Origin of the sequence: Bradyrhizobium sp. CCBAU 51745, assembly GCF_028128715.1 — a bacterium.
In the GTDB taxonomy this organism is placed as follows: domain Bacteria; phylum Pseudomonadota; class Alphaproteobacteria; order Rhizobiales; family Xanthobacteraceae; genus Bradyrhizobium; species Bradyrhizobium manausense.
In genome coordinates, this window is the sequence record NZ_LBJP01000093.1 from 143,323 (window position 1) to 168,710 (window position 25,388).

Annotated in this window: 27 protein-coding genes and 2 pseudogenes; 19 read left to right on the top strand and 10 right to left on the bottom strand. The window is 57.3% G+C overall.

Going from position 1 to position 25,388, the window contains the following annotated elements:
• Positions 1-7: 7 nt before the first annotated feature.
• Entirely contained in the window at positions 8-700 is a 693-nt protein-coding gene (locus XH98_RS36995) for a DUF2848 domain-containing protein (RefSeq protein ID WP_271621479.1), read from the bottom strand.
• Between the two features lie 163 nt (positions 701-863).
• Here XH98_RS36995 and XH98_RS37000 point away from each other — a divergent pair, with 163 nt between their 5' ends.
• Positions 864-2,357 (top strand): 4-hydroxyphenylacetate 3-hydroxylase family protein, encoded by a 1,494-nt coding sequence (locus XH98_RS37000; protein WP_271600864.1) that lies wholly within the window; start codon positions 864-866, stop codon positions 2,355-2,357.
• A 359-nt stretch (positions 2,358-2,716) separates the two neighbouring features.
• Here XH98_RS37000 and XH98_RS37005 read toward each other — a convergent pair whose 3' ends face one another.
• Positions 2,717-3,439 (bottom strand): dienelactone hydrolase family protein, encoded by a 723-nt coding sequence (locus XH98_RS37005; protein WP_271621480.1) that lies wholly within the window; start codon positions 3,437-3,439, stop codon positions 2,717-2,719.
• 113 nt (positions 3,440-3,552) lie between these two features.
• On the opposite strand from XH98_RS37005, the gene XH98_RS37010 reads away from it, so the two are divergent.
• From XH98_RS37010 to XH98_RS37070, 13 genes are all read left to right on the top strand, one after another.
• Complete coding sequence (locus XH98_RS37010) at positions 3,553-4,731, top strand: CaiB/BaiF CoA transferase family protein (RefSeq protein WP_271600866.1); 1,179 nt, start codon at positions 3,553-3,555, stop codon at positions 4,729-4,731.
• A gap of 49 nt (positions 4,732-4,780) precedes the next feature.
• Positions 4,781-5,530, top strand: a complete 750-nt coding sequence (locus tag XH98_RS37015) for a citryl-CoA lyase (protein ID WP_271621481.1) — start codon at positions 4,781-4,783, stop codon at positions 5,528-5,530.
• A 119-nt stretch (positions 5,531-5,649) separates the two neighbouring features.
• On the top strand, positions 5,650-6,855 hold the full coding sequence (locus XH98_RS37020; protein ID WP_271621482.1) for an ABC transporter substrate-binding protein: 1,206 nt from the start codon (positions 5,650-5,652) through the stop codon (positions 6,853-6,855).
• Positions 6,856-6,909: 54 nt separating this feature from the next.
• Entirely contained in the window at positions 6,910-7,779 is an 870-nt protein-coding gene (locus XH98_RS37025; protein WP_271621483.1) for a branched-chain amino acid ABC transporter permease, read from the top strand.
• A gap of 141 nt (positions 7,780-7,920) precedes the next feature.
• Positions 7,921-8,217, top strand: coding sequence for a hypothetical protein (locus XH98_RS37030; RefSeq protein WP_271621484.1), 297 nt, complete (start codon positions 7,921-7,923; stop codon positions 8,215-8,217).
• Positions 8,217-9,182, top strand: coding sequence for a branched-chain amino acid ABC transporter permease (locus XH98_RS37035; protein ID WP_271600871.1), 966 nt, complete (start codon positions 8,217-8,219; stop codon positions 9,180-9,182). The genes XH98_RS37030 and XH98_RS37035 overlap by 1 nt, the downstream gene beginning before the upstream one ends.
• Before the next feature lie 32 nt (positions 9,183-9,214).
• The gene (locus XH98_RS37040) at positions 9,215-9,922 is read left to right on the top strand and encodes an ABC transporter ATP-binding protein (RefSeq protein ID WP_271621485.1); all 708 of its coding nucleotides are present in this window, start codon (positions 9,215-9,217) and stop codon (positions 9,920-9,922) included.
• A complete protein-coding gene (locus tag XH98_RS37045) occupies positions 9,909-10,604 on the top strand; it encodes an ABC transporter ATP-binding protein (RefSeq protein WP_271600873.1) in 696 nt (231 codons plus the stop codon). The genes XH98_RS37040 and XH98_RS37045 overlap by 14 nt, the downstream gene beginning before the upstream one ends.
• Before the next feature lie 36 nt (positions 10,605-10,640).
• The gene (locus XH98_RS37050) at positions 10,641-11,414 is read left to right on the top strand and encodes an SDR family NAD(P)-dependent oxidoreductase (RefSeq protein ID WP_271600874.1); all 774 of its coding nucleotides are present in this window, start codon (positions 10,641-10,643) and stop codon (positions 11,412-11,414) included.
• Positions 11,415-11,436: 22 nt separating this feature from the next.
• On the top strand, positions 11,437-12,750 hold the full coding sequence (locus XH98_RS37055; protein WP_271621486.1) for a Rieske 2Fe-2S domain-containing protein: 1,314 nt from the start codon (positions 11,437-11,439) through the stop codon (positions 12,748-12,750).
• Between the two features lie 28 nt (positions 12,751-12,778).
• Positions 12,779-13,084 (top strand): non-heme iron oxygenase ferredoxin subunit, encoded by a 306-nt coding sequence (locus tag XH98_RS37060; RefSeq protein ID WP_271600876.1) that lies wholly within the window; start codon positions 12,779-12,781, stop codon positions 13,082-13,084.
• Positions 13,085-13,093: 9 nt separating this feature from the next.
• Entirely contained in the window at positions 13,094-14,311 is a 1,218-nt protein-coding gene (locus tag XH98_RS37065) for an NAD(P)/FAD-dependent oxidoreductase (protein WP_271600877.1), read from the top strand.
• Positions 14,312-14,536: 225 nt separating this feature from the next.
• Positions 14,537-15,637, top strand: a complete 1,101-nt coding sequence (locus XH98_RS37070) for a zinc-dependent alcohol dehydrogenase (protein WP_271621487.1) — start codon at positions 14,537-14,539, stop codon at positions 15,635-15,637.
• A gap of 543 nt (positions 15,638-16,180) precedes the next feature.
• On the opposite strand, the gene XH98_RS41330 is transcribed toward XH98_RS37070, so the two are convergent.
• The 5 genes and pseudogenes from XH98_RS41330 to XH98_RS37085 form a co-directional block, all read right to left on the bottom strand.
• Positions 16,181-16,363 (bottom strand): BBE domain-containing protein, encoded by a 183-nt coding sequence (locus XH98_RS41330; RefSeq protein WP_442868677.1) that lies wholly within the window; start codon positions 16,361-16,363, stop codon positions 16,181-16,183.
• Entirely contained in the window at positions 16,351-16,596 is a 246-nt protein-coding gene (locus XH98_RS37075; protein WP_271621488.1) for a hypothetical protein, read from the bottom strand. The genes XH98_RS41330 and XH98_RS37075 overlap by 13 nt, the downstream gene beginning before the upstream one ends.
• 74 nt (positions 16,597-16,670) lie before the next feature.
• Positions 16,671-17,318, bottom strand: a pseudogene (locus XH98_RS37080) (FAD-binding oxidoreductase); the annotation flags it as partial.
• Between the two features lie 273 nt (positions 17,319-17,591).
• Entirely contained in the window at positions 17,592-17,798 is a 207-nt protein-coding gene (locus XH98_RS41335; protein WP_442868678.1) for an MmcQ/YjbR family DNA-binding protein, read from the bottom strand.
• A gap of 1,120 nt (positions 17,799-18,918) precedes the next feature.
• Positions 18,919-19,887 carry an AraC family transcriptional regulator gene (locus XH98_RS37085; RefSeq protein WP_271600880.1) on the bottom strand — a complete coding sequence of 323 codons (969 nt, stop codon included), beginning with the start codon at positions 19,885-19,887 and terminating at the stop codon, positions 18,919-18,921.
• A gap of 134 nt (positions 19,888-20,021) precedes the next feature.
• Here XH98_RS37085 and XH98_RS37090 point away from each other — a divergent pair, with 134 nt between their 5' ends.
• The 4 genes from XH98_RS37090 to XH98_RS37105 all read left to right on the top strand — a co-directional run bounded on the left by XH98_RS37090 (position 20,022) and on the right by XH98_RS37105 (position 22,272).
• Positions 20,022-20,453, top strand: coding sequence for a YybH family protein (locus XH98_RS37090; RefSeq protein ID WP_271600881.1), 432 nt, complete (start codon positions 20,022-20,024; stop codon positions 20,451-20,453).
• Positions 20,454-20,529: 76 nt separating this feature from the next.
• Positions 20,530-21,522, top strand: a complete 993-nt coding sequence (locus XH98_RS37095) for a zinc-binding dehydrogenase (RefSeq protein ID WP_271621489.1) — start codon at positions 20,530-20,532, stop codon at positions 21,520-21,522.
• A 42-nt stretch (positions 21,523-21,564) separates the two neighbouring features.
• The gene (locus XH98_RS37100) at positions 21,565-21,915 is read left to right on the top strand and encodes a TfoX/Sxy family protein (RefSeq protein ID WP_271600883.1); all 351 of its coding nucleotides are present in this window, start codon (positions 21,565-21,567) and stop codon (positions 21,913-21,915) included.
• Between the two features lie 45 nt (positions 21,916-21,960).
• Complete coding sequence (locus XH98_RS37105) at positions 21,961-22,272, top strand: hypothetical protein (RefSeq protein ID WP_271621490.1); 312 nt, start codon at positions 21,961-21,963, stop codon at positions 22,270-22,272.
• 27 nt (positions 22,273-22,299) lie between these two features.
• Here XH98_RS37105 and XH98_RS37110 read toward each other — a convergent pair.
• Together XH98_RS37110 and XH98_RS37115 are read right to left on the bottom strand one after the other, a co-directional pair.
• A pseudogene (locus XH98_RS37110) lies at positions 22,300-22,473 on the bottom strand (ATP-binding cassette domain-containing protein); the annotation flags it as partial.
• Positions 22,474-22,500: 27 nt separating this feature from the next.
• Positions 22,501-23,004: a hypothetical protein gene (locus XH98_RS37115; protein ID WP_271621491.1), complete on the bottom strand. Its 504-nt coding sequence runs from the start codon at positions 23,002-23,004 to the stop codon at positions 22,501-22,503.
• Positions 23,005-23,147: 143 nt separating this feature from the next.
• Here XH98_RS37115 and XH98_RS37120 point away from each other — a divergent pair, with 143 nt between their 5' ends.
• A complete protein-coding gene (locus XH98_RS37120; RefSeq protein WP_271621492.1) occupies positions 23,148-23,801 on the top strand; it encodes a M24 family metallopeptidase in 654 nt (217 codons plus the stop codon).
• Between the two features lie 696 nt (positions 23,802-24,497).
• On the opposite strand, the gene XH98_RS37125 is transcribed toward XH98_RS37120, so the two are convergent.
• A complete protein-coding gene (locus tag XH98_RS37125; protein WP_271600885.1) occupies positions 24,498-25,373 on the bottom strand; it encodes a LysR substrate-binding domain-containing protein in 876 nt (291 codons plus the stop codon).
• Positions 25,374-25,388 lie beyond the last annotated feature (15 nt).

Genomic DNA, 25,388 nt, shown 5'->3' on the forward strand with positions numbered 1-25,388 from the left:
TTCGCGCTCACTCCGTTGGCAGGGTTTTGACGGTATAGCTGTGATGGAGAGCCCTCCCGAGAACCGGGTCTGCTAACTCCAGCTCGTAAGCATCGCCGTGTTCGATGGCTCCATGTACGGGTAAAGTTCCGCAGAACATTGCGGTCGACATCGGCAGCCCGCTGCCGGCACCAAAGCAACGGGTCATGAGGTCGTGGGGATGTCGCATCGCTTTTAGTGATCCTTCTTGATAAAGCCGGCGCTCACCGTTCATGACAGCGTAGGAACGCATTTGGAGTTGGTCCCAGTGATCCTCGACGTCTGCCAGGAGCCACCAGCTGCGGCCAATCGGCTTGGGGCAGGACTGTTTTGAAATCGTAATGCCAATTGTTTCGATCTTGCGATCGGTATGATCCGAACCCAAGCCGAGGCAGACACCTTCTTTCACCCGCATCAAAACCGGCTCAACTTCTCCACTCGAATTGCTGCCGACGACTTCAATCATTTCGTCCATCGTGAGGAGCGATGAGGCGACCCGATAAAAAATCGGGGTCGTCTTCGGTCGCGGTACTCCCAATTTCTCGAGTTCCTCGATGTGAGCCAGTAGCGCGGCTTCGTTGCGGCCGGTCCAGCCGGCGATGATCAGATCCCGGATGGTCGCCTTGACGAGATCGGCCGCCCCCCCTCGCTCTGACACGATAAGCGCATCGAATTTCGTCACTTCTGCCACTCCGCCACGTTGTCTTCGCGGCCCCATCCGCGCACTGCAATGCAAATGGGCTGATAGGGCCGCTCTTTTCAGTTGAAATCGAACGCTAAGTAGAATACCTATGTTAGCTGACGTATGTCAAAACATTTCTCCTGCCACCAAATGGAGCTCGCCAGTGAACCCTCAGCCCAAGAGCATTACTGCTTCATCCGCCGGCGGCCTACGTTCCGGTCGCGATTTCCTGGAGTCGCTGAACGATGGGCGCCAGGTCTTTCTGGATGGCGAGCTGGTAAAGGATGTTACGAAGCACCCGTCTTTAGCTCGAACGGCCCATACGATTGCCGGCTTGTTTGATCTGGCGGCTGAACCCCGCCTGAGGGATCGCATGACCTTTACGAGTCCAAGGACTGGACAGCCGGTGCTTAGGGCTTACCAAATCCCGAAGACGACTGCAGACATGCGGGCCCGCCGCTTGTTCTCAGAAGTGTGGGCCGAGGCAACCTTCGGGCTGATGGGACGAACCCCTGATCACGTCGCGGGCTTTTTTTGCGGCTATGCGGCCGTTCCGGAGGTCTTCAAGACTGGCGGCGCTCAGTTCGCTGCGAACGTAGTGAACTTTTACGAGAAGATGCGCGACAATCATCTCTATGCCAGCTACGCAATCGTTCCTCCGCAGATCGATCGCAGCAAGCCGGCTCACAAGCAAGCTGATCCGACATTGTATGCCGGGATCGTGTCCGAAAAGGACGGGGGTATCGTTCTCAAAGGTGCCCAGCAGCTGGCAACCGGCGGTCTATATTCGGATTATATCTATCTTAGCTGCATCCATCCACTTCAGCCTGGAGACGAGAATTACGCTAATGGCGTCATGATTCCTGCCAACGCTCCGGGACTGAAGCTGTATCCGCGGCGCCCTTTCGGCGCGGTGGCGTCGAATTCACTCGACTACCCACTGTCCGGGCGTTTCGATGAGCCTGACTGCTTCGTCGTATTGGACAATGTATTCGTCCCCTGGGAGAACGTATTCATCCATCGCAACATCGATGTGTGCCGGGATCAGTGGTGGAAGACGCCGGCTCATGCCTATGGCAACTGTCAAGCTCAAACCCGTTACACCGTGAAACTGCGCTTCATGATCGGCTTGGCCAAGCGCATCAATGAGCTATCCGGAAACGATGGCAATCCGGCGGTCCAGGTGCAGATGGGCGAGCTGGCTTCGCTCGTCTCCATCGTCGAGAACATGCTGCTGTCGCAAGAGGTGACGGCATCGATCGATTCCAGTGGCGTGCTTTGGCCTTGCAAGACGGCGCTGTATTCGATCATGGCCCTGCAATCCGAGTTGAACGCTCGAATGCTAGAGATCATCCGGGAATTGAGCGGTGCCGCGATGATTACGTTGCCGTCGTCGGCAGCGGATTTCGAGAACGCCGAGATGAACGCTGATATTGCGCGCTATATGCAGTCGGGAGCGGCGGACGCCAAAACGCGTGTTGCCGTAATGCGTATGGCTTGGGACTTCATCGGGTCGGAGTTCGGAAGTCGGCAGCAGCAGTACGAGAAGTTTTATGGGGGGGCATCATTCTTGGTGAAGCAGAACATGTTCCGGAATTATGATTTCAAGCGGGCGACTGGGCTCGTTGAGAAGGCGCTTGGTCTTCAGGCTTTTTGACGCTTCAGCGTTTGGGGGTGGCCGAGCCCACCCCCGACGCGCTCCAGCAAGATGGCCGTGGGGGTAGGGTATATGACAAGCTCTACATACCGGCTTGATCGGGCGGCGGCTACGATGGGGCATTCCGAGACGTATCTCATCGATAGCTCTGAACCGCTCTATCGGAGCGATGCACGAAGAGCCCCGTCGAACGGGCCTGAAGCCCGAGTCATCGATGATGGGCCCAGAATCGCTATTGTGGGAGACCGCGTCCTGGGGATCATGGCCGGGATAGTTCTGATCTTAGGCGTCTAGGGATCGAACTACGGCGCCCCTGCTGGTGCAAGTCGCTCACTTGAACAAGGTGTAAACGTCGACCTTCATTCCATGACATTATGCCTCCCGAGGAAGCTCAGCACGCGCGATCTGGCGAGCTGATGGGCCTTCTCGTCGAACCGGTCCGTCCGAAACCGATTATAGAATGCATGCTCGGCGCCAGGATAGGTGAAGAACTCGTCTTCCGCCTTACCTCTGTCCATCACCATCTCGCGAATCCGATTGATCGTCGCCAAAGGATTGTGATTGTCATTTTCGCCAAAATGAAATTGCACCGGACTTCTTGCTGTCCTGATCTCCTCGCCGAGCGAGTCTAGCCGCACGCCATACATCGAGATCATGCAGGCCGTTTCGGTAGCTGACGCAGCTCGAACAGCGAGGCGACCTCCAAGACAGAAGCCCAGAATGCCCGGCCGCGAGGATCTGTTCAGGTAGTTGGCAAGCCAATCAAGGCTCGCGCAAATATCAGCCGTGCCAATGCGTTCGTCGAAGCGCACGGAGAAATCGACGGCCGTTTGTCTTTGCACCGGATCTTCGCCGTTACCAAGATCGAGGTCACGCTGCATTCGCCAATAGATGTCCGGCACCAGAGTGGCATAGCCCTCATCGGCGAAGTCGTCGGCAATCGCGCGCATGGCTGGAGTGACGCCAAAAATCTCCTGTAGAACGACAAGCGCTCCGCGAGGGGTATCGCGCGGCACAGCGAGGTAGCCGCCCATGTATGAGTTGTCGATTTTGACTTCCACAATCTTGGATATGATTTTCATCTGCGGTCGACGCTCCTTTTTGAACCAAAAGAATATATGTCGACAAAGGTAGTTTTCCAATATATCATTGCTGAAATTGAGAATGAAACGCAACGAAGTCGAGCGGGCTCATCATGAACAAGGACGCGCGCAGCTCCCTCACGGGCGTTAGGGTCATCGAACTCACTGCGATGATCACCGGGCCGCTTGCGGGTACGATGCTTGCCGATTTGGGTGCCGACGTCATCAAGGTGGAAAATCCGCCTGATGGCGATCCTTTTCGGTCATTCCGAGGGGGAAACTACAGCCCCTACTTCTGCACGTATAATCGGAACAAGAGAAGCGTCGTTCTCAACCTCAAGGGAGAGAAGGGACGCGAGGCATTCCTCAAGCTGATCGGGACCGCCGACGTTCTTATCGAAAACTTTCGCGCTGGTGTCATGGATCGGCTCGGGCTCGAGGTTGCCCGTCTGCGAGAGGCGAATCCGCGCCTCATAATTTGTTCGATCACGGGTTTCGGAGACTCGGGGCCATATGCAGATCGTCCAGCATATGATGCGGTCGGGCAGGCGCTGAGCGGAATTTCAGGTCTAATGCTCGGGGCTGATGCGCAAATCACAGGGCCCTCTGTGGTTGATAATCTTACCGGTATGTATGCGAGCTACGCCGTTCTAGGGGCGTTGTTCGAGCGCGAAAGAACCGGCGTAGCGCGAACGATCCAGCTCAATATGCTTGAATCGGCCATTGCTTTCATCGCCGATCCCTTCGCAAATTATAACATGGCCGGCATCAAGCCCGATCCGCTGATGCGGGTGCGGGCGTCGCAGTCTTACGCGCTGCGCTGCAGTGACGGAGCGCTGTTGGCGATTCACATGTCTTCGCCAGCGAAGTTCTGGGTTGGTGTCCAGAAGGCGTTCGGTCGGCCGGATCTTGGTGTCGATCCAAGGTTCGAGAGCCGTGCCGGCCGTATGGAGAATTACGAACAGCTGGCGCAGGAACTGGGACTTGTCGCCAAAACTCAAGAGCGCAAATATTGGATCGACCGTCTCGTCGAGAACGATGTTCCTCATGCGCCGATCCTTACCCTCCAGGAGGTGATGGATGATCCTCAGGTGCTCCATCTCGATACCTTCACCGAGATAAGCCATCCACTCCATGGTCCGCACACCACGATCAGGCGTCCGGTTCGGTATGACGGACAGCGGGCGGACCAGCCGTTGAATGCCGCTCCCGATCTCAACGAGCACGCAGCTGAGGTGCTCAGTCCGCTGGGTTATTCCGTCGAAGCGATTTCGGATTTGCAGCGCGGCTAGGAGGCTGCGCGGTGCTCGCGCAACGGATTCGACTTTGGAAGGAAGGCAAATGGCCACGACCAGAATTGGTAGTCACCCGAATGATGTCACTCGTCTCCGAATGAGAGGGTGTGACTCGCTGTCTAAAGTCGTCGGGGAGATGACCTTCACGCAGGGTTTCTATTTCATCGTGACGGGGCGTCGCCCAACGGAGGTCCAGACCAAGGTCCTCGATGCAGCGCTTTTGATTCTGATGGATCATGGGTTGACGCCGGGAGCGCTCGTTGCTCGCCTGGTGGCAGACTCGAATCCGGACGATGTTCAAATTCCGTTGGCTGCCGGCATTCTTATGGTGGGCAATCGGTTCGCTGGCACGATGACCGGCGCTGGTCGCATATTGAGCGACGGCATGGCATTTCAGGGCGACAAGCATGTATGGGCGGAGCAGGTCGTCCAGGACTTCAGGAAAGCAAGGCGGCGAATTCCCGGTTTTGGTCACCAGCAATACACGTCAGGAGATCCGCGGACTGAGCGACTCTTCAATATTGCAGAGAGTGCGGGCGTAAAAGGAGACTACATCGGCCTGATCAAGTTGCTCAGTGCTGCTATCGACAAGGATGCCAAGCGGCATATCACCCTCAACGTCACAGGCGCCCTAGGCGCTGTTCTGCACGAAATTGAATTTCCGGTTGGAGCCATGCGATCGGTTGCGGCAGTCGGTCGTTGTGCAGGATTGGCGGCGCACATCGAAGAAGAGCGGCAAGCGCCTGTCGCGCCTGAGCTGATCAATTTCGGTGCAGCGGTGGAGTACATCGATTGATCTTCGTTGCCGCCGTCTGTTAGTCAAATAGGTTTGTTGACTAAGCTATGAAGCTAATCTATATTGCGAGTGTGGAGAAACGGTACCGACTGTGACTCGCTTTCACAGGGGAGGTTGCGATGTCGATAAGCAGAAGGTCTTTTTTGGTCAGTACTGCTGCCGCTTCTGGAAGCGCATTGCTTCCTGGCTATCTCAGATCCGCTAAGGCGGAAGCGGGCCCCATCCGCATAGGTGTTCCCACCGGAATTACCGGCAACTGGGCGGCCTTGGGCCAGCAGGTGCAGCGGTCGTGCCGACTATTTGCCAAGTCCGTGAATGCCAAGGGCGGCATCAATGGCCGGCCCATCGAATTCATCTATGAGGACACTCAGGGCGATCCTGCTGCGTGTGTGCGCAAGGTTACCGAGCTTGTCGAGCGCGGCGGGGTCAATCTGATCACTGGCATCATTTCGAGTCCCGAGTCGTTGGCCGTGATGCCGCGCCTCAACGACTGGAACGCGATCTATGTCGGGAGCATCAGTGGCGTTGGGTCAATGACCGCCGCCAATTTTGTGCCAAATGCGTTCCGCGCGTGCACGTCCGGGCCTATGCGTGCGAGGACGATTGCTCTGTGGTTGGCGGACTCACCCAAGAAGCGTTACTTTGCGATCGCGCAGGACTATGCTTGGGGAAAGAGCAGTGTTGCGACCTTCGAGAAGCTCATAACGGATCTCAAGAAGGAGGTTGTGGGGCAGGTGTTGTCCCCGCTGGGAACTAAGGATTATTCGAGCTTTATTGCGCGTATTCGGGAGGCTAAGCCCGAGGTGCTCTACATCGCAATGAGCGGCGACGATGCGACGGCCTTCCTCAAGCAGGCCGCCCAATACCGGCTGGCCGATCGCATGCAGTTGGTAACCGAGGTGTTGGATATCCTGAACATCAAGCCCCTTGGCGAGGCCGCGGTCGGATTGTACGGCGTCAGTCAGTACAATTTTGCGTACGATGCGCCCGGCAACATTGAATTCGTTCGGTCGTTTAAGGCCGAGTACCACGACGTGCCGGATACTTACGAGGGCGAGCAGTGGCAAGCCCTCGCATTCTTGGCTGAAGCCATTCGTCGCGGGAATTCGACGGACGCGGCGGCCGTTCGTGGCGCTCTCGAAGGGTTAGAAATCGACAGCGTTAAGGGCAAGGTGAAGATGCGGGCTTGCGACCACCAGGCGGAGCAGCAGGTCTTCATCGCACAGGTCGAGAAGACGCAGCAGGTGGCTTACCCAGTGCCGAAGATCGGCAAGACCTATGCGGTCGATGCGGTGATGCCCGGTTGCCGCAAGGACACTTACTGAGGCGCGGAGATTCGGCCTCTCGCTCGGGAGGGGCCGGAATCGAGGGATGCGTAGATGATCTCTTGGCAAGTCTTGCTCAATCTGACTTTGAACACTCTCGCTCTGGCGTCGTTGCTCGCGATGCTGACGATGGGCCTCACTCTCATCTTCGGCATCTTGCGCATCATGAACTTTGCTCATGGCGCGATCTATATGCTCGGAGCCTATTCCGGCATATCGGCGGCTGCCCTTCTCGGAAATTTCTGGATTGGATTGTTGGTCGCGCCGCTCGCCTCGGGCCTCCTCGGTTGTGTCTTCGAGATCACTCTGCTGAGACGGCTGTATCGGCGCGACGGCGGAAGCTTTTTGCTAATCACGTTTGGCTTGAGCTTGGTCCTGAGCGAGTCGGTTCGCCTTATTTGGGGGCCGAACACCCGTGACGTGGATCTTCCCGAGATGCTCTCCGGTGTGCTGTGGATTGGCGACGAGCCGTTTCCCGCATACCGGATCTTCCTGATCTTGTGGGGCGTCGTCGTATTGCTTGCGCTGACCTACGTCTTCTTACGTACTCGGCTGGGGTTGTTGATCCGGGCGATCGCCCAGAACGCCGAAATGACCCAGGCGCTTGGGATCGACGTCGGGCTGATGAGGTCGTTGACCTTCGCTGTTGGCTGCGCGTTCGCAGGCCTGGGTGGCTATCTCGCGGTTCCGCTGATCACTGGCTACATCGGTATGGGTGGAGCGGCGATCATCGACTCGTTCGTTATCGTCATGATCGGTGGCATGGGGAGCTTGTTCGGCTCGGTTGCGGGTAGCGTCCTGGTCGCGCTCACGCAGACCTTCGGCAACTTCTATCTTCCTGAATTGGCGCTCGTCGCGACCTATCTCCTGATGATTGGAGTGCTTCTGTATCGGCCAGGCGGATTGTTCGGAGAGCAAGACTAGAAGGGCGTGTACTCATAAAGACGCAGATGCCTGAGCAATGAGCTTACATCACAAACTCACAAAGAACTGGCCGGGAGGGGTTGGCTCGTTGCATCGATGTTGGAGCGGAACGTTCTTGTTAACCCACTAGAGGAGCGCGCTATGTCCTGGAAGTCGAAGCCGAGTTGGTACAATCTGGGCGATGCGAAGGGCAAAGCGCCATTGCAGACCTCAGAGGAGTTTGTGCGCACCTATGGTGCTGTCGTCGACGCGCTCACAGCGACGATCGTCAATGCAGAGGCCGGGTTAAACTGGCTGAGCGCTCAACAGCCGGATCTGGAAGTAGTTCGGCGAACTCTCAAGACCATCGCTAACGACGGTAAGCGTGCAGGCGAAATTGTCGTTCGACTTCGGGCGCCGATGCGGGATGACGCTCCGATTTATGAGTACACGCCCTAATGAAGTACGCAGCTCCTATCGTCGCGCTTCTGCTGTCGGCGCCATTCTTCCTGTCTGGCTTTCACATTACGCTTTTGACGGAGATCTTGATCTTCGCCTTGTTCGCCATGAGTCTTGATGTCCAGGTCGGATACGCGAGGATGTTCTCGTTTGGGCATGCCGCCCCGTACGGCGTCGGTGCGTATGTAGCGGCATTCGCCTTGGTCGTCGGTCAGCTGCCGCTACCGGCCGCCATCTTGATTGCCGTGGCCGCGGTGTTCTTCCTCTCCGTCCCGGTGGGCTGGCTCTGCACCAGGGCGAGCGGCGTGGCATTTGCCATGCTAACGCTCGCCTTCGCGCAATTGGCGTTTGCCGTTGCCTTCAAGTGGAATAGCGTAACCGGAGGCTCGGATGGAATTTCAGGACTGATCCGGAACCCCGGCCCTTGGGGTTTCTCCAGTCTGGAATCGCGAGATGGCTTCTATTGGCTCACTGCGTTCCTCGTCCTGGGGGCCGCATGGCTCGCGAGCAGGTTCGTTCGCTCTCCGATGGGGACGGCTATTGTTGCCGTTCGGGAGAACGAGAGGCGAGCCATCGCGATCGGCTACGAGCCGCGTCAGCTCCGGCTCGCTGCATTCGTGATTTCGAATACCGGGGCTGGGCTGGCCGGCGCACTCCATGCGGGCTTCTTGTTATTCGTATCGCCTGAACTTCTGCATTGGACATTGTCCGGATACGTTCTCGTTGCCGTGGTACTTGGAGGAAGCGGAACCCTAGTCGGCCCGATGGTTGGAGCGGCTCTAATGGTGGTCGGCGGACATCAATTGAGCGCCGTGGCGACAAGCTGGCCGCTGTTCATGGGCCTGCTCTTTATGATTGTCGTGGTGGTTGCTCCGAATGGTCTTTGGGGGATCAAGTCGTCAATTGTGAATGCTCTCGCTTTGCGACGAGCGAGCCGGTTGGAGGTGAATCGTGTCGCTTCTTGAGTGCACCGGATTGACGAAGAAGTGGGGCGCGCTTGCTGCTGTGGGTTGACATCGTCGTTGAGGCGGGCGAAGTCGTTGCGCTAATCGGCCCGAATGGAGCGGGCAAGTCGACTTTGTTCGATTTGATTGCTGGGAGGGTCACCAAGACCGCGGGTGCTGTATCGTTTCGTGGTGATCGGGTCGATGGCCTGTCCGCGGCTGCACTCACTCGTCTTGGACTTAGTAGAACTTATCAGATCACAGCTCTTTTCCCTAACCTCACAGTTCTTGAGAATGTCCGACTGGCGGTGCAGGCTTGCAAGCCGGCACGAAGCCGTCCGATGTTCTCGAAGTCTCTTCATGACTCCACGACCAGCGAGGCCCTGCAGTGGCTGGCCAAAGTCGGATTGAACGCAAGAGCCAATGCACTCGCAGGTCAGCTGTCACACGGAGATCAGCGACTCACTGAAATCGCGGTTGCTCTAGCAATGCGGCCCAAGCTCCTGCTGCTGGATGAGCCAACGCAGGGAATGTCGGTTGAGGAAACGCGCGGTACGGTCGAGCTGCTCAAGTCTTTGCTAAAGGACACCGACATCGCCGTTCTACTCGTTGAACATGATCTGGAAGTCGTTTTTGGACTTGCCCATCGCATCGTGGTCCTGGATCGGGGGCGAAAAATCGCCGATGGGCTCCCCGATACAGTAAAGGCGGATCCTGTCGTGCAACAAGCGTATCTGGGGGCGGGGCATGTTGCGTATTGACGGCTTGGAGGCTGGCTACGGCATCGGCAAGGTTCTATTCGGAGTCGACCTCGAGGCACCTCCTGGGCAAGTTACAGCCATCATAGGACGTAATGGCGTCGGTAAGACGACAACTTTGAAGGCAATCCTTGGTTTCTTGCCCGTGACCGCCGGCCGGATTTCGCTCGATGGCAAGGAGCTTCGCGGAAAGCAGGTCCACGAAGTGGTTCGTGCGGGCATCGGCTACGTACCGGAGGGGCGTCAGATTTTTCCGGCACTGACCGTACTCGAGAACTTGCGGGTAGGTCAGCGCCGTCCTCCCCAGGTCTGGACCGAGGAGCGCCTTCTCGCGCTGTTTCCGAATTTGCGGGAGCGGTCCCAGAATGCCGGGCGCGCCCTGTCAGGTGGGGAGCAGCAGATGTTGGCGATCGCGCGAGCCCTTGTAACTGACGTCAAGGTATTGATGCTTGATGAGCCGACCCAGGGACTCGCGCCGAAGGTCGTGGACCAGATTGGAGACGTAATTCGTCGCCTGAAGGCAGAAGGAGTTGCGGTTCTTCTAGTGGAGCAGAACTTGAATCTCACCGAAAACGTCGCCGATCGAATTCTCGTCATGTCGAAGGGAAGGATCGTTGAGACGGTCACTGGCGAAGGATTTCGAGCCAATGGCGAAGATATTCGGCATCGATGGCTCACGATCTGACTAGACCCCGTATTGTAGAGAGCGACGAGGATCGCAATGATGGAATTGGACGGCAAGCCACTTCTGGACGGTCAAGCCGCGGTAGTAACCGGCGCCGGCCAAGGCATGGGCAGAGAGATCGCGTTGGGGCTGGCAAAGGCAGGTGCTCGTGTCGTTGTGTGCGACATCAATGTCGCCACGGTCGATGCAACAGCAAGCGAAATTCAACAGCGCGGCGGTACGGCTTGGCCACTCGTGTGGGACGTATCCGATGCTGCAGATTCAATGCGTGTAGCTAGCAAGGTTAAGGAACTCGCTGGCGACATCTCAATTCTCGTCAACAATGCGGGAATTCATCGTCGAGGCTTGGTCGGTGCGCCCGAACACGTCGATACGTGGCGAAGCATCATGGCCGTCAACCTTGACGGTGTGATGTTTGGGATAACTGCCTTCCTGGATCAGTTGAAGCAGACGCGCGGTTGCATCATCAACCTGGGTTCGATCCAGTCCTTCGCCGCGGCGCCGAATGATACGACCGCGTACACAACGAGCAAGGGCGCGGTCCTTATGTTCACTAAGGCGCTGGCCGTTGAGTTCGCTCGATACGGGATTCGGGTCAACGGAGTGGCTCCAGGATTCATCGAAACGCCACAGACAGAAGCATCTCGCGCGAATCCGGACCGCGTGGCTTTCATTCTGTCTCATACTCCGGTGAAGAGGTTCGGACGAGCCGACGAGATCGTCGGTCCCGTCGTGTTTCTTGCCTCTCCAATGGCAAGTTTCGTGAATGGGGTGATGCTGCCAGTCGATGGCGGCTTCCTCACCCTCTGACAACGCTGAAAGGATGCGGACCATGGCACGTACCAACCAAGTTGATGTTCTTTCCCATGTCGGCGCTGGCACTAAGGTCGGCGAGCTCTTTCGCTCGGTCTGGTTGCCGGCGCTCCTGTCCGCCCAACTGCCAAAGCCCGGCGGCGCGCCGGTACGTTTGAAGCTCCTCGGTGAGGAACTGGTCGCCTTTCGCAGCGGAGACGGTCAGGTCGGGATAGTGCAGGCGAACTGCGCTCACAGGCTAGCGCCGCTTTTTTATGGTCGCGTCGAAGAGCAGGGAATTCGTTGTGCCTACCACGGGTGGCTCTACGACAAGTCAGGCCAGTGTTTGGACATGCAGAATGAGTCAGACAAGGCAGTCTGTAGCAAAGTCAAGATCAAGTTCTATACGGCAGTCGAACAGGCAGATGTCGTCTGGGTCTATATGGGGCAGGACGCTCCGCCGGAGCTGCCGAAATTTCCATGGATGGGCCTGCCAAAATCGCAGCGGAATGCAACGGTCTGGATCCAGGAGTCCAACTGGCTGCAAGGCATGGAGGGCGAGCTAGACAGCTCGCACGTGTCCATCCTTCATACGAATCCAGCCACGATGGCCACATCGCCCGTGCATCAGCACTATTCGGCGTCGGACCTTTCTCCGAAATTGTATGCAAAAAACACTGCCATAGGCGTTCTTGCAATCGCCCGGCGAAACGCGGACAGCAAGTTCTACTGGCGTGTATCCCAGTTCATGGTCCCCGCGTTCAGCTCTATTCCTAGCGCAGATTTCCCAATTGGTGGTCGAGCGTTCATCCCGATCGACGATCACAACACGTATACGTGGGACTTCAACTACTATGAAAAGGGCGATCTGCCTAAGGCCTTCCTAGACTACGTTGGCAAGGGCCTGGCATTCCCGCCGGAAAGCACGTATCAGCCCTTCAAACTGAATACTGGAACAATCATCGATACGTACGTTCCCGTCCGCACTGCCCTGAATAGTTACTTGATCAATCGGGAAGGGCAGAGCCTCTCCAGCCCGACCGGCATCCATGGTCTTAACGATCAAGACCGAGCCATGCAGGAGGGCATGCTTGCGCTTGAAGGTAGCAGCGGTCGCATCGTTGATCGAGCCAAGGAGTTCCTTGTGGCTGCCGACATCGGCATCATTCGTGCGCGCCGCCGGATCCTGGACGTTGTGCAAGACGAGGCAAGCCTCGCAAAGTTCAAGCAGACCATCAAAGATGGTGCGGCATACGCCGTACGACCACTTGACGTTGTGTCTGAACATGGCGAACTTGATGCCTTTTTGGCACAGCACGACGGTCAGCTCACTTCGAAGCGTGAAGCGGCTTAGACAGAGGCCTCAAGCAGCGGAATCGAATATGGCCTGGCAGCAAGTGACGACTCGTGACAAGGTGTCGCCAGAGACGCCGTTTGCGTTCACTATCGGGGAACGCAATTTCGCGCTCTATCAAGTCGCCTCCACGTACTACGCTTTAGACAATGTCTGTCCGCATGCTTTTGCGCTGATGTCGGACGGCTTCGTGGAGGGCGACACTGTCGAGTGTCCACTCCACGGCGCACTCTTCCATATTCCAAGTGGTCGCTGCTTGGGGCCGCCTGCAGATGCGGATTTGAGATCCTACCCAGTTCGCTTGGACGACGAGCAGATTCTCGTGGATGTGTGATTCTCCACTATGCAAACGACGCGAAACGGCCAGCAATTCGTTATTGTGGGAGCGGGACAGGCTGGAGGATGGGCCGCTCGGACGCTGCGCGAACGTGGGTTCGCTGGCCGGATCGTACTTATTGGCCAGGAGGACCATCCGCCGTATGAACGTCCCCCTCTTTCGAAGGAGTTTCTCGTCTCGCGTAAGGATCCAGCTGGCACCTATCTGTTCGCGATGGAGAAGCTTTGCGGATTGGACATTGAGATGCGCAGAGCATCTACCGCGATAGCGATCGACCGGTCGGGACATGAGCTTGTGCTCCGAAATGGAGATAAGATCCCGTATGATCGCCTGTTGCTGACCACGGGCGCCCGGCCCAGAAAGCTGTCTATGCCTGGGGCCGATCTCAAAGGGATTCACTATCTTCGCACGATTGAGGACAGTGCTCGTATTCGACAATCGCTCGGAGCGGCCACCCACGTCCTTGTCGTCGGTGGTGGCTGGATCGGATTGGAGGTCGCTGCGGCCGCTATCGGTCTGGGAGTGGGGGTGACGCTCGTGGAGGCGGGCGATCAATTGTGCGGGCGATCGCTGCCCAAAGCAACGGCTGCGTACTTCCAGGAACTACACGCTAGTCGCGGAGTAGACGTGCGGCTGAATACCAAGCTCATCGGGTTCGAGGGTAACGGCGCCGTGGAGCGGGCGAGTTTTGCTGACGCCGCGCCTGTGCACACCACCACTGTGATCGTCGGGGTGGGAGTAGAGCCGAACGTTGAGCTCGCAGTCGGCTGCGGACTTAGCGTAGACAACGGAATCGTTGTGGACGAGACCACCCGTACCTCCGATCCATATATCTTTGCTGCTGGAGACGTGGCAAGCCACCCGGTAGATCGAGTGGGACTGCGACACCGTCTTGAAACATGGCATAACGCGCAGAACCAGGGAATCTCGGCTGCTAAGGCCATGCTCGATGAGGATGCGAGATATCGCGAACTACCATGGTTTTGGTCGGACCAGTTCGATCTCAATTTTCAGCTCTTGGGGATACCGGGCCGGGCTGATGAGATCTACGTCAAGGGCGATCGCAACGCCGGCCGCTTCGTGCAGTTTTTCGTCGCTGACCAGCGTCTCAGTGCGATCGCAGCCTTCAACAGCCCTCGTGAACTACGCGAGGCGAAGCGGATGATGCTAGCAAATCCGACGATCGCTCCGTCAGAGCTTACGAACTTGGCGAAACTACAATGAAGGCTGCTGACGTCTCGCACCACGGCGAACGCCAGTACTACGAGAGCATTCGTGAAGGGGCACTGGCTGCCGTGCGCGTGCTCGGTAGGTGACGGAAGTCCTGGGCTCGTAAGCTCAGTCAGGTTGGTATGGCAGTGGCTCGTGGGCCGCTTGAAACGCGTGAGTTAAAACTGCGAAAGCAGTCGCTCCTTTGCACAAGGCTCTATCATCTATCTGAGGTGTTTTATGGCCAAAGCGCTCGCAGCTGTTCTCGAAAGTCCGAAGAACTTTCAGTTTCGCGAGTTCAAGATCCCGGAGATCGCCGACGACGATGCGCTCCTGCGTGTCGAGGCATGTGGGCTCTGCGGAACGGACTATGACCAATGGCTCGGGCATCTGAAAGATTGGGGCGGTGGTATGCCGATCATCCCCGGGCACGAAATCATGGGGTTCATCGAGCGAGTGGGACCGAAGGCCTCCAAGCTGTGGAACGTGAAAGAGGGAGATCGCGTCGCTATCGAACCGATCATCCCCTGCGGCCATTGTGAGGATTGCGTTCGGGGTGCCTATACCCGGTGCCAGACGGATTTGGGGTACGGGCTATATCAGAGCACCGATGTGGCCCCTTCGCTTTGGGGTGGATACGCTACGCATACCTATTTGCATCCGCGCACGATGGTCCACAGACTGCCCTCAAACATCCCGACTGATTTGATGACGCTGGTGAACCCTTTGTCGAACGCGATCCGCTGGGCGTACGAAGTCGGAAGGGTTGGAATGGGCTCGACTGTCGTCATCGAAGGCCCTGGACAACGAGGACTCCTCGCGGTCGCAACAGCGAAGAAGGCAGGCGCTGCGAATATCATCGTGACAGGAACACGCGCGGATGCGGAGCGACTGGCACTCGCCGCGAAGTTGGGTGCGACGGCCACCATTGATGTAGAAGAAGAAGATCCGGTTCGGCGAGTTATCGAGCTCACGGATGGCCGGCTTGCCGATGTCGTTCTAGACGTTTCATCGGGAGCCATGGCGCCTGTGTTGCAGGCGATCGACATGGTAAAGCGGGGGGGAAGGGTCGTGTTGGCAGGTCTCAAAGGCCAGAACAAGCTAAATGGTCTACCCATCGATAAGGTTGTTCTAAGTGAAATCGAACTCGTCGGCGTCCTGAGCGCGGGATGGCAATCAACCGAGATGGCAATCAATATGATCAGGGAAGATGGGGGCGCGCTTCTGGAGCTTTGTTCACACTCGTTTCCGCTCGCTCGCGTAACCGACGCGGTGCGGACACTTGGACGAGAGATTGCCGATAGCCGTGATGCGGTTCACGTTACATTGACAACATCGTGATCGCCATGTGCAGCCTTTGCGTGGCCCGTTTGGCTGGTCGACTTAGTGCGTCCCTAACGCCTCGCGGCGGCGAGGAGAGCGATGCGGACAGTGCCGGTCAAGAGCCTAGTGGAAGTCATCGAACGAAGGCGACGTCGAAGGGGCCTGCCGTGGTCGAGACGAGTGGAGAGCAGGCCAAAGGCGTCGCGCACAGATGAGCGTCGCTTGGGTGCCTGGGAGTCGGGTGTGTGGCTCTGGAATGCCGCCCGATCGTGCGTCTACGCCGCGCTGCGAGCTATTCGAAAGCTTGATCATGGGATGGCGCAGTTCTGGGATCAGGGCAAAAGCTGAGCCATAGCGCAAATTCCTGAAGCTCCGCTGGCAGGCCGGTTGTCTGCTCCTCCCTGACTTGGCCGCCGCCGGCTCTCGCGGCGGCCACTTTCACGTTAGTCGGCCATTTGGTCGAGCCTCATCCCGCGGAACTCGAGCCCGACTCTCCTGGCGCCCCACGTCACAGTGAGTGAGATCGCGCCGAGGCTCGGCTGATCATCACCTTCGGCAATGTCACAAGATGCCGAACTCTGAAGAAAAGCGGTTTGACGGGTCGTAATGGGTCTTTAAGCGCCTCAGTTTCTTCAGGGCATCGCCGTAGAACTCGCGTGCTTGGTCGTGGCTGTCCACATCGAGTATGGCAGGATAGGCCCCGCGTATGCTCAGCGGCTCGATCGACCGTCTTATGCTGTCCACTGCCTGCCTTTTTTCTCGTCCTCAGGCTCGCGAGGATTCCAAGTGGAGACGATCTGCATACTAAAGTGGTCGCGACGGACTGAAAACGAGGTCGAATCCTCGGGGATGCGCGCCGCGGCCCCGTGAAAGTCGTGGAGCATGAGGCAGTTTCTGTCGGAAGGACATCGGACGGCGCAATCCACGATGAGGCCGATGACGTCGTCGGAGAGGCGGGCGATGTTGTAGGCGTCCATCTGGTAGCCTCGTCCCTTCGGCCAGGCGTCCTCGGCATCATCATACATATCTTTGTACGCGCACCACTTCTAACTTAACGTAGTGGCATTACCTTCTCGGACATCAGGCAAAAATAATGCTCTCCCTTTTGCTCATCTCCCGTCCATAACGGCTCCATGATCAGTCCGAAAACTCCGTTTGGCGCAGCCGCAAATGTCGAAGTGACGCCGAGGGCGTCGTGGTCCTCATCGATCAAGCTTTGTAGGATCCGTAAGCCTTGTTCCGCGGATGAGAGAGGAAAGAAGATCTTTCCTGTCAGCACTTTCTCCAGAGGAAACACGGAGTACTCGGCCGACGTCACGATACCGAAATTCTTCCCGCCGCCACGCCGCGCCCAGAACAGGCCTGGATTACTCGCGTGACTTGCAACGACCAACGATCCGTCCGCCACAACTACATTCGTCCTTTGAAGCGTGTCCGTCACCAAGCCGAAGCGAGAATTGAGCTTTCCGTAACCGCCTCCGAGAGCGCGCCCCGTTACACCTACCGCTTTGTGGACACCCGTCACCAGCCCGAAGCCGCTGGGAAGGCAAGTTAAGGCGTTCCTAACCAAGGCTCCGCCTCCAGCTGTGATTGTGTGTCGTGCGGGATTGAAAGTGGCCTCACTCAGTCTCCTCATGTCCAAGGTGATGCCATTCCTGCAGGCGGATCTACCGACGCAGTCATGCCCGCCACCCAAGGCTGATACGTCGCTGCGTGATCTCGAGCTATTTCTATTGCCTTTTGAACATCAAACGCATCGAAACACGCGACCGATGCGAGTGTTTCGACGTTCGCTGCCCCGTTCCAAAGACCCGTCCTGGCGCTTTCGTTGGCGCCGTCGCAAATCTTCACGTTCTCGCCAAAGGACTTTTCAGGTCGCCTATCAAGCCAGTCTTCATAGAACTGCTGCTCCTTGTGTGATCGCAGCAACCGCCGATCGCTATCTCGAGTCGATCCGACGATCCGCTACTTGTCAGCCGAACCTGGTGCCGATGAGATCAAACACCTCGTCCTTCGGTAAAGAGCTCTCCAAGAGGAGTGTTACCCAGTGCTCCTTGTTCATGTGATAGGCCGGTAAGATGCCCCGTCTTCTTTTGATGAAGTCGATCCGCTCCGGCCCGCACTTTACGTCGACTATCTCATCTCCCTCGAGGCCCAGCCTGTCTTTAGGAGCGTCCATGACGAGACAGAACCATTGTCGCTGCCGGAATGCCGCAGCACCGCGTAGTGAGGAAAATGCTGAAACGGGTAACCTGGTTTTACCTGGTATTCTCTCTTCGCGAACTTGAAGAGTTCAGAACGGTTGATGACATCCGACCTCCTGTGTTCCGGACACAAACTGCGCAGCTAATTTGCGGTAGTGTTGCAAGGATGTCGGTCCAACACGCCAGCTTAGACGCAAGTTTTCGCGTCTCGCAAATAGATCAGTTAGCTAGGCCAGATTAATAGGATATTGACATTGGCGACTTTACAATGCCATATATCCAAGGTAGTTTAGTCCGGTTAGAGCTACAGAGACGCTTCACATGCGAGAGCAGCCTGGTCCAAACGAGCTTTGTGCTTTGACCTTCTTTGCCTTTGGGGCACACGCGTCGCACGGTGAGCAATCGCCTACATCCTCAGGCGGCCTAGGGCTTAGGACGGTTTCATGGGAGACTGCTCTTCTAAAGTTTCAACGATTGAGCCGGCTGGCAAGTGCAATTCGCTGGACGCGTGGCCGCGAATGCAGCACGTCACGCCGCGGCGAGCTGACGGCTCGCTGCGCACCCATTTGAACAGACGTAGTTGGAAAGGTATCACAGGCGTCAAATGGAAGCTGCATGGGATTGCAAATAAGCAAACACCCGGCAGGCAATCCCACGATGGTCCGCTTTGAGTCACGAACCGATCTGGCGAGAGGGCGGCCTTTGAATGCGGAGCGGACCTGTATGGCCTCCGCGCAGCACGTAGTGGCGCCGGGACCAAAGGTCTCTTCCTGATCTCTGACGCTTCCCGGCTATGTGCCATGCGAGCTGTGTCAGTCTGCGGCGCGCCCTCCAGCTGACAAGGCTCCAACAGATGGCGAAATTGCCAGTGCTTCATCAGGAGCCATTTTTTCTGTGAATTCCCGCCCGAAAAATTGAGGCGGCTATGCCGTCGACACTTCCGTCAGAATCGAAGATTCGTGCTGATAGATCAACGTCTAAATGTCCGTGAAATGTTAGAGTGGGAGTGATGGCGCGGAGAATGGATATTGAGGAATATCAAGAGCCGAACTCGTATGCGATAGCAGCCCATAGTGGGCGAACTTGTTTTGGCGGCTACGACCAATGGCGGATCTTTACGGAAGAACTCCGGAGGCGGAATTCTCTTGGTGTGCAGCTAGTTTCACGTTTGAAGAATTTACTAAAGTGCGTGGCCTCGTAGAATCCGAGCTTTTCCGCAATCTCTCCAATTGGCAAATCCGTATGAGCCAGTAGGCGCTTGGCTTCTAGATTGATACGCTGGGACAGGAAGGCCTTCGCGCTCATGCCGACTGCGATTGTCGTAGCTCGTGTTAGGCTTTTTTCAGTACACCCAAGTTCCTTCACATAGTCACCAAGTTGATTCCATTCGGAAAAGTGCTGCTCGACGAGCTTCTGGAAACGGTTGAATCTTTGCAACGCGGCTGACCACTGAGGGTCCAGGCTCATTCCTCTGCCATGGATGACAGCGAGCCACGTAGCAAAAGCATAGAATTGAAAACGCAGCAAAGCATGGATGTCGGCGGGAAGCGCCGCTGCGCTGGCCTTATTCCTCGACACAGCACTCGTTGGTCGAGACGAGGTGTCGATCAGAGAATCGGCTCGCATCTGAACAATGGCATCTGATGCACGCTTCAGCTCATCGTGGTCCAGCTTAAGACTGTGTGGCAATCGCTCAAGATCAAAGGAGAGCCGGAGGTCCTGGGATACGGACATTGCGGGTAAGAGAAATTCAGGGCGAAACAGAATAATCCATCCGTCCCAGTTTTCATCACTTCCGAAGTTGTGTGCTTGGCCAGGCCTCAGTATGAGCAGGGCGCCTTCCGAACAGGAAACGGGTTCGAAATCCACAAACTGAACGCACCGTCCTTTAGTGACGCAAATGATCATGTAGAACTCATAGCTGTAAGTCCACCGCATGGCCTCCGCCCGTGTTCTCCGCTTGAGGTTGGTTACGCGGAAGATTTCGAGGTCATAGGGGTACGGCTTCGAAGGACGATAGCCGAGGCGCTCGACATCGACCTTCCGTCGGGAAGTGGCGTGCATTTCCGTGGCCCTTTCGAGTCAGATTGCCTGACCACATGTCCGAATTGTATCATAAATTCTCGTCTTTTCGCCTTTTTCCGGGAAGGTGATGGCCTATAATCGCCATATCGATTGATTGCTGAAGGCGTGAAACGATGACCGCTGATACGAACAAGATCGGAGAGGCGCTTCTTGAGCTCGAGCGTTCACTAAACGAGCGGTGGAGCGCGGGCGACAGCAGCGGCTATCTCGAGAATTACCACGACGAATTGAGCTATTTCGACCCCCATGTCGAGAAGCTTCTCGTCGGTCGTGAAGCTGTGCTCGGCCATCTCCGCGCGCTATACGAAGACCCGCATATCATTCGGAGCGAATATCTCAATCCCCATGTCATTGTCAGTGACGGCGGCGATCTTGCGGTACTGAGTTATAATCTCAATACATTCGTGTCGGACGGCAAGGGTGGCGAGAAGCAACTTCGTGCTTGGAATTCGACGGAAGTTTATCGCTTGATCGACGGCCGGTGGCGGATCGTGCATTCGAACTGGGCGCTGACGAAATCGATGGCTGCGGCCTCAGCCTCGTGATGGTTCAATTCCTCGCAATCTGCGACCGGCCCCTTCGGTAGATGGGCGCATTCGCTAGAGACGAACGGAGTGCGCCATGGGCGAGAGGATGCAAGCTGTTGTGCTTTCGGAATCGGGCGGCATCGACAAGCTCGTCATCACTGACCTTCCGATACCTTCAACACGGCCGGGTTATGTACGCATTCGCGTGAAGGCGTTCGGAGTCAATGAGTCCGAAGTCACCAGCCGCAAAGGGCTGTCCGACCCGGATTTCACGATGCCTCGCGTGCTTGGCATCGAATGCGTCGGCATTATCGACGAGGCTTCAACGGGCAGCGGTCTGGCACCTGGGCAACAGGTCGCCACCATGATGGGCGGCATGGGGCGCTCCCTCGATGGGAGCTACGCCGAATATACTCTCGTTCCGACCACACAAGTCATTCCGTTCCAAACAAGTCTGCCGTGGGAGGTGGTTGGCGCGCTCCCAGAGATGTTCCAGACGGCCTATGGCTCTCTGACCAAGGGACTTGCCATCGAGCGTGGCCAGTCACTGCTGATCCGCGGCGGCACGTCGACTGTCGGCCTCTCGGCGGCGACGATCGCCAAGGAAATGGGCGCAGTGGTGATCTCCACTACTCGCCGCGCCGAGCACGTGGCGCTGCTGCGCGAATTCGGTGTCGATCACCCTATCGTCGATGACGGAAAGATCGCGAAGGCCGTGTGTGCACACTTCCCAAAAGGGGTTGACGCGTCGCTCGAACTGGTGGGCGGCCGGACCTTGCAGGATACGCTTCAGGCGACCCGGGTCCATGGCACGGTCTGCTTCACGGGCGCATTATCCGACCAGTGGGTGATCCCCGATTTCAGCCCGCTAGGCTATATTCCGTTCGGGGTACGGCTGACCGCCTATGGTGGTGGGGCTGCCGATCTGCCGCCCATTGTCTTCAATCGGCAGCTCCTGGCTGTCGCGGATGGTCGGCTGAAAGCTCCCATCGCGAAAGTCTATCACGGTCTCGAAGGAGTCCGCGACGCGCAGGCCGACCTTGAGGCAGGGACGACGCCTGGCAAGCATGTGGTCGTGCTCGATTGATTTTGCCCTCTGCAAAGTTTGGTCCACGAAAAGGACAAGCAGATGTCAAAAAGATCCGAACAGACGCAGCGCTTTGCCGAACTCTATGTTGATCAACTGTCGGACTGGGCGAAGATCAAGACGCGGCCACTGTTTGGCGCAGTCGCCCTCTATCGTAACGACCACGTCTTCGCCATGGCGTGGCACGGCGCGCTCTACTTCAAGGTCGATGACGACTCGCGCATCGAATACGAGTCCGCGGGCTCCCAAGCGCTCGGCTATGTTTGCGACGGCGATGATCGCGCACTCAAATCCTACTGGGAAGTTCCCGCAGACGTGCTCGAAAATGGGGAAAAGCTGCACGCATGGGCCGAGCGCGCCTATCAGGCGGCGCTGAAGAGCGGGAAGCACTGACCGGCGGTACGATGCGCTTGACGGACACCGGAACCGCCGAGCCGCTTGCAAATTTTGCTCCCGGGCCGCGCGTGGTCCGCCTCGCTGTTCAAGGCCGCGAATGTCGGGATCATCGCGCGCAAGGAGGTCGGCGGCGGCCGGGTGAATCGGGGGTGGCCGGCGGTTCGAGATCAACTACTCGGGCTATCTGGAGCTCGCGAACCGCTCTGGACCGAGCACGTTCGGGCGCTGGCCGAACTCTATGCGTACACGCTCGAGATTCTCCATTGCGATTGCTTTGGCGGCATCGCGGGTCATCTTGCGGACGCGGATCAACGCCAATGTACAGTTATCGAGCACCGTCAGATGGGGAAATAGATCTAACTGATGGAAAACATCCCAAGCTCACGGCGCGCCTCGGCCAAGCCGTTCATTCCCCGACGGACTTCGGTGCCATTGACAACAAATTCTGCCCCGCTGATGCGTTTCAAGCTGATTTATGCAGCGAATCAAGGTCGACTTACCTGATCCCGATGGACCGCACACGACGATTCGCTCGCCGACGGCCACGCTGAGGCTAACGTCATCGAGGACTTGAAATGTGCCTTACCACTTGGACACACCTTCGATCAGCACTGCAGCAGGTGGAGGCATTCGCTGTTCTGCAGCAGAACTTTCGTATTCCGCAATATTAGGCGTCATATCGACCTTTAAAGCCGCCTCTAGGGGTTCTCCGGACATTTGCAACGGCATCCGGAGCGCTGATGCAGGCTGGAATGGATCCTGAGGCTTCCAATGAGATCGAGACCTTGAATTGTCGACCGACGCCTCTGCAACCTCGTTCAGACGCTGTAGGATGAATATGCGGCTGGAGGGTGATTGAGTCCGCAACGTTCCGGCAGCACAGATCTTTTCGGGTATCACGTTGTGGATGGAGCCGGCCACCAACTGGCCTATGCTGATCACCGCCGCTTCCTGAGCGTCAACCTCTCGCGCCACGAGATGGTAATTTTCCTGGATCAGTTGTGCCAGTGCGCCGACAGTGTCGTATGCAAGGTGAGGGATCGTCGAAGCAGGCCTGGCAAAGCTGGTAGAGGTTGCGGCGCCCAAGTTGCCCACATCACCCGCGAATCGCCCTCGATTACGGCAACGACCACTTCGGGCGGGGATCTCTTGTGCTTCCCGAAATGTGGCGATCACATCGCCAGAAGGTCGAAATCATCGACGGATCGGCCGCTATCTGGGCCGTGCGCATGATCAAGAGCGACGACGAGGTTGAACTGAAGCGGCAAGCCATGAAAGTGGCTACAGATGCGTTTTTTAGCTGCCTTGAAACACCGGAAATCGGGCACACTGAAGAGCAATTCGCAATTGCGTTGAAACGCGAAATGTTTGCGCAAGGATCGGAGAGCGTGCCATGGCTTCCGGTTGGGTTCGGACGCGCGGACATGGCCTACAGCCTTCGGTCTACACAACGAAAGTTGGCTGAGAATGATTACATTTGGTTCGATATCGGATGTGTCCGCGAGGGCTATATGTCGGACGTCAATCGCACCGCCAAGGCTGGTTCGGTTACGAACGAAGAACAAGCCGCGTATGAGACTATTCGAAGGTTGACGCTCGAGACGCTGCATTCGATCCGGCCGGTCATGACTGGAGGCGACGTATTCAGAAGATGTGCGGAACTCGCATCTGCAACATTGTTTGGTGCACCTGCCGGTGCAGCATCCCGCATCGGACACGGCTCAGGTATAGATCTAACTGAACCGCCCTCCATCATGGCCGCGTCTGATGAGGTGATCAGGCCCGGAATGATTACTCATATCGAACCAAAATATGAACCGAACTCGGCGTATTCCAGCTTGAAGAGGTTTGCGTGGTGCGTGACGCGGGCGTTGAAATGCTGACAATACCGGCGCCGGAAAGACTTCCAACCATTGCACTACGTGGTTAGAGCTGGCGGACGGACTGACTAGGCATCGTATCCGCCAAACGGAGGCGGAGGGTTTTTGCAGCAACAAGCGGATCACTCCCGCGGCGAGCTCAGGAAGGTCAATGCCTGACCAAATACCCATGCGCGGACAAAATGCTGCCACAGCGTCACCGCGGAACGATTAGATCCCATCGATGTGGTGCGTCTCCTAGCGGTAGCGCGCTCACAAGAGTCAAAACAAGCGCCTGGCGAACTATCAAGCGTTCCGGTAGGGGCTCGGTGCGGCCAAGGTGGTGGTGGCCTTGCGGTCGTGAGGCCGACAGCTAGCGGCAAGGCTAGATGAGCTCTGGCGAGCCGGCAATCCGCAGAGGGGGAGTCCTCGTCCGTCGACTGAGTTCAGGGTTTCTCGCCGCCGAGATTGAGAACAAGCTCGCGGTGGCGGCCCTCACGATCAGGGGAGATTAGGCATACCACCGCGACCGATCGAGCGGGCGCTCTATGATGCGCGGGCGGCGATCGCCATGGACCTTCGAATGTGATTGCTCGCGACTGGATCAGTGAGGCGCTGGCCCGGCTCGCTCAAAGGCACAGCGCCACGTGCCCATAGCGTTGCAGTTGTCCGCCTAACTCACCGAGGCCCGTTTGCTCGGGGCTCTCAACCTCATTCTTTTCAATAATCCAATTCAGAAGTAAGCCACTCGGCGAATGCTCGCACCGCTGCGCGTCGTCGGCTAGCACGCGGATAAACAAGGCTATGGCCGATATACCGAACGTCAGTTGATCGTCCCGCGAGCGGCGCAACAAGCCGACCGGCTGCCAATTCGCGCTCCGCGAGGAGTGTCGATTCCAGCGCGACACCAAGCCCCTCTACAGCAGCTGCGATCGCGAGAAAGCTCCGATCGAAGCGCATCCGGTGAAGCGCGGGTGACTCGATGCCGTTGGCACCGAACCATTGGTGCCATTGAACGCGTTTGACGTCCGACCGGATCAGCGACTGGTGGAGCAGATCTGCCGGCTTGTGAATTGCGGACGCCACTGCTGGCGAGCAGAGGGGAACGACCGTCTCTTCCTTGAGCGGGGTGATTTCAACCCCTTCGGCGCGCGGTTCGCCGTAAACGATGTCGATGTCGTAGTCATCATTGTTGAACCGCGCGTAGTCCGTGCTCGCGGCGAGGCGCACATCGAGCTTTGGTTGAGCGGCAAGGAAGCGGGAGAGCCGCGGCGCGAGCCATTGGGCGGCAAAGCTGGGCGCAGAATGAACCCGTACAAGCTGTGGTCCGCGGGCTGACACCTCCTCGAGACCGCGCCGTAGCTCATCGAACGCCGTACCCGCGTGCCGCATCAGATTCTCGCCAGCAGGCGTCAGTCGAACGGCGCGCGTACTTCGCTCGAACAGGGTGGTGCAAAGCGTCCTTTCCAGCTTCGTAATTGCGTGGCTGACCGCGCTGGATGTCAGGCGAAGTTCATTCGCTGCATCGCGGAACGACCCGGTTCTCGCGGCAGCCTCAAAGATCCGAATTGCCGATATCGGAATGTTCGACAGCATGGGCTTGAGTGAAAC

What these genes read in the sequence shown, in the direction of transcription:
- XH98_RS37005 (WP_271621480.1), bottom strand. Translation starts at nt 3,439, where the DNA reads ATGAAAATCATATCCAAGATTGTGGAAGTCAAAATCGACAACTCATAC.
- XH98_RS37010 (WP_271600866.1), top strand. Translation starts at nt 3,553, where the DNA reads ATGAACAAGGACGCGCGCAGCTCCCTCACGGGCGTTAGGGTCATCGAA.
- XH98_RS37015 (WP_271621481.1), top strand. Translation starts at nt 4,781, where the DNA reads ATGGCCACGACCAGAATTGGTAGTCACCCGAATGATGTCACTCGTCTC.
- XH98_RS37020 (WP_271621482.1), top strand. Translation starts at nt 5,650, where the DNA reads ATGTCGATAAGCAGAAGGTCTTTTTTGGTCAGTACTGCTGCCGCTTCT.
- XH98_RS37025 (WP_271621483.1), top strand. Translation starts at nt 6,910, where the DNA reads ATGATCTCTTGGCAAGTCTTGCTCAATCTGACTTTGAACACTCTCGCT.
- XH98_RS37030 (WP_271621484.1), top strand. Translation starts at nt 7,921, where the DNA reads ATGTCCTGGAAGTCGAAGCCGAGTTGGTACAATCTGGGCGATGCGAAG.
- XH98_RS37035 (WP_271600871.1), top strand. Translation starts at nt 8,217, where the DNA reads ATGAAGTACGCAGCTCCTATCGTCGCGCTTCTGCTGTCGGCGCCATTC.
- XH98_RS37045 (WP_271600873.1), top strand. Translation starts at nt 9,909, where the DNA reads ATGTTGCGTATTGACGGCTTGGAGGCTGGCTACGGCATCGGCAAGGTT.
- XH98_RS37050 (WP_271600874.1), top strand. Translation starts at nt 10,641, where the DNA reads ATGATGGAATTGGACGGCAAGCCACTTCTGGACGGTCAAGCCGCGGTA.
- XH98_RS37055 (WP_271621486.1), top strand. Translation starts at nt 11,437, where the DNA reads ATGGCACGTACCAACCAAGTTGATGTTCTTTCCCATGTCGGCGCTGGC.
- XH98_RS37060 (WP_271600876.1), top strand. Translation starts at nt 12,779, where the DNA reads ATGGCCTGGCAGCAAGTGACGACTCGTGACAAGGTGTCGCCAGAGACG.
- XH98_RS37065 (WP_271600877.1), top strand. Translation starts at nt 13,094, where the DNA reads ATGCAAACGACGCGAAACGGCCAGCAATTCGTTATTGTGGGAGCGGGA.
- XH98_RS37070 (WP_271621487.1), top strand. Translation starts at nt 14,537, where the DNA reads ATGGCCAAAGCGCTCGCAGCTGTTCTCGAAAGTCCGAAGAACTTTCAG.
- XH98_RS37075 (WP_271621488.1), bottom strand. Translation starts at nt 16,596, where the DNA reads ATGGACGCCTACAACATCGCCCGCCTCTCCGACGACGTCATCGGCCTC.
- XH98_RS41335 (WP_442868678.1), bottom strand. Translation starts at nt 17,798, where the DNA reads ATGGACGCTCCTAAAGACAGGCTGGGCCTCGAGGGAGATGAGATAGTC.
- XH98_RS37085 (WP_271600880.1), bottom strand. Translation starts at nt 19,887, where the DNA reads ATGCACGCCACTTCCCGACGGAAGGTCGATGTCGAGCGCCTCGGCTAT.
- XH98_RS37090 (WP_271600881.1), top strand. Translation starts at nt 20,022, where the DNA reads ATGACCGCTGATACGAACAAGATCGGAGAGGCGCTTCTTGAGCTCGAG.
- XH98_RS37095 (WP_271621489.1), top strand. Translation starts at nt 20,530, where the DNA reads ATGGGCGAGAGGATGCAAGCTGTTGTGCTTTCGGAATCGGGCGGCATC.
- XH98_RS37100 (WP_271600883.1), top strand. Translation starts at nt 21,565, where the DNA reads ATGTCAAAAAGATCCGAACAGACGCAGCGCTTTGCCGAACTCTATGTT.
- XH98_RS37120 (WP_271621492.1), top strand. Translation starts at nt 23,148, where the DNA reads ATGATCAAGAGCGACGACGAGGTTGAACTGAAGCGGCAAGCCATGAAA.
- XH98_RS37125 (WP_271600885.1), bottom strand. Translation starts at nt 25,373, where the DNA reads ATGCTGTCGAACATTCCGATATCGGCAATTCGGATCTTTGAGGCTGCC.